The organism is Deltaproteobacteria bacterium (assembly GCA_026712905.1).
Lineage (GTDB): Bacteria > Desulfobacterota > Binatia > UBA9968 > JAJDTQ01 > JAJDTQ01.
This window is the reverse complement of sequence record JAPOPM010000224.1, coordinates 1-1,859: the sequence shown is the minus strand read 5'-3', so window position 1 is coordinate 1,859 and position 1,859 is coordinate 1. Positions and strand designations below refer to the sequence as shown.

General features: G+C 69.8%; 2 protein-coding genes. Both read right to left on the bottom strand.

Annotated elements, in window-relative coordinates; translation table 11 throughout:
• A partial coding sequence (locus tag OXF11_19155; protein MCY4489216.1) for a bZIP transcription factor occupies positions 1–647 on the bottom strand: 647 nt, incomplete at its 3' end.
• A 705-nt stretch (positions 648–1,352) separates the two neighbouring features.
• A partial coding sequence (locus OXF11_19150) for a hypothetical protein (protein ID MCY4489215.1) occupies positions 1,353–1,859 on the bottom strand: 507 nt, incomplete at its 5' end.

Sequence of the window (1,859 nt, the reverse complement as noted above, 5' to 3'; positions counted from 1 at the left end):
GCCCGAGAAGGCGGCGCATGGGACGGCTTTGTCCGTTCCGCCTTGAGCGCTTCAATCTCGTTACGCAGTTGGCGGTTTTCCGCTTCCAGCGTGTCGAGCCGCTCAAGAACGCCGGGTGCGGGCGCCGCTACGGGTGCGGCCACCGGCTTGCGCCCGGCAGACTCCGATGAGGGCCGGGGCGCAGGCACGCTCGCCGCGCCCGCGGCCCTCGCGGAGGCGCGGGCGACGAAGCACTGCGCCCCGCGAGCGGCGATCGCGGCGCACGTGGCGGCGGCTTCGCCGCGGTGGGCGAAGGCATCAGCGACCATCACCCGGAACAGCCCGTCGCCCTTCGAATCGTCGATGGCCAGCACGCCGGCCCGGGGCAGGTCCGCGAGCGTCTGCGCCAGCGCCGCCATAGCCTTCGCTGCACGGATCTCGCTCCTGAACGCCCCGAGTTGCACCTGCCAGCCGGTCGCCAGGGCGGGTCCGGTCGCACGCGGCGCCGTCACGAGCGACGGCGCCGGCTTGTGCCCGGCAGACTCCCCCTCCAACGCAGTCACGGCCGATGAGGGAGCCGTTACGTTCCGTCCTGCATCCATGAAGGTCGGACCCGCTGTCACGGTAATGTCCTCGGCCGATCCAGTAGACGCGTGCGCCAGCGCCATGGCGACGAAGACCAGGCACGCAACGGGCACGCCCCGGAGCCCGACGCGGGGCGGGCGGGCCGCACGAAGAAAGCGGAAAGGGTTGTGAGGAACCGCCCGTGCAGGCGGTGATCGCCGTATCTCTTCCGACTCGCACTCTCTCCCGCGCACGACGACAGCTCCCAGTACGCCCGATCCGGTTCCGGGACGGGCGCGCGACAAAAAACTTCCCGAAAGAGCGACCGCCGCAGAATGGCAATCAGCTCTGGATCTCCGCTCAACAGGTGGCCATCCCGAGATCGCTCTGGCCTTGCTGCGTGCTGGGGCAGATCCCTACGCGAACCCCAACCTGATCAATGAGGCAGGCAACACTCCGCTCATACTGGCTACCATGCAAGGGTACTTGCCAGTCGTCGAAATGTTCCTCAAGCACGGCGCGGACAAAACCGTAAATGTCCGTGGGTACTTGGAATACACGGTCCGAACCCGCCCTTTCCGTCTCCACGGGTGTTGCGATCAAGAGCCGTTGGCCGTGAAAAGCCATATGGCAACACGGGTAAGTCTCAAGCTCTCCAGGCACTGGCGGGGGAGCCAGCGCACGCGGGCAGGAATCCGCTCGCCCCGCCTCACCAGCGGATGAGCGCGCGCAGCATCACGCGGTTTCCCGGCATCCCTGTCGTTGGCCGCCTCGCTCCAGGCGGCGGCCAGGTTCCACTCGCCCGGCGTCTACCAGCGCGCCGTGACGCCGACGCCGATCCGGTGCTCCGGCGTGTCGCCGGCGTTGTCGCGCCGGGCGGCGTCGAGACTCGCCTCGAAGCCCCCGCCGTCCCCCAGGCTCAGCCGCCACCCCATGCGGTACTCGCGCTCCGTGTCCGACAGCCCGTAACCCACATATGGCGTCCCCGTGAACCGCTCGCCAAAGAGCGCCATGCCATAGCCCACCTCCGCGTCGAGCCGGCTCGACGGGACCGTCCCGCCCTCCGCCGCCAGACCCGACGACTCCGGCGCCGCCCACAGCCGCTCCGTGCCTCCCGGGTTCGCGCCCCATGCCGGCGTCAGCGACGCCGACAGGCCACGCCTCCCGACGCCCGGCACGAGCTTGAGCGACCCCGACACCCCCCATTCGCCGTAGCCTTCCTCCGCATGCACCGCGAGACCGTGCACCCGCAACGCCACGTCCAGCCCCAGCGACGGGTCCGCGTAGCCGAAACCGGCCCCGTACTCCACCCCCGT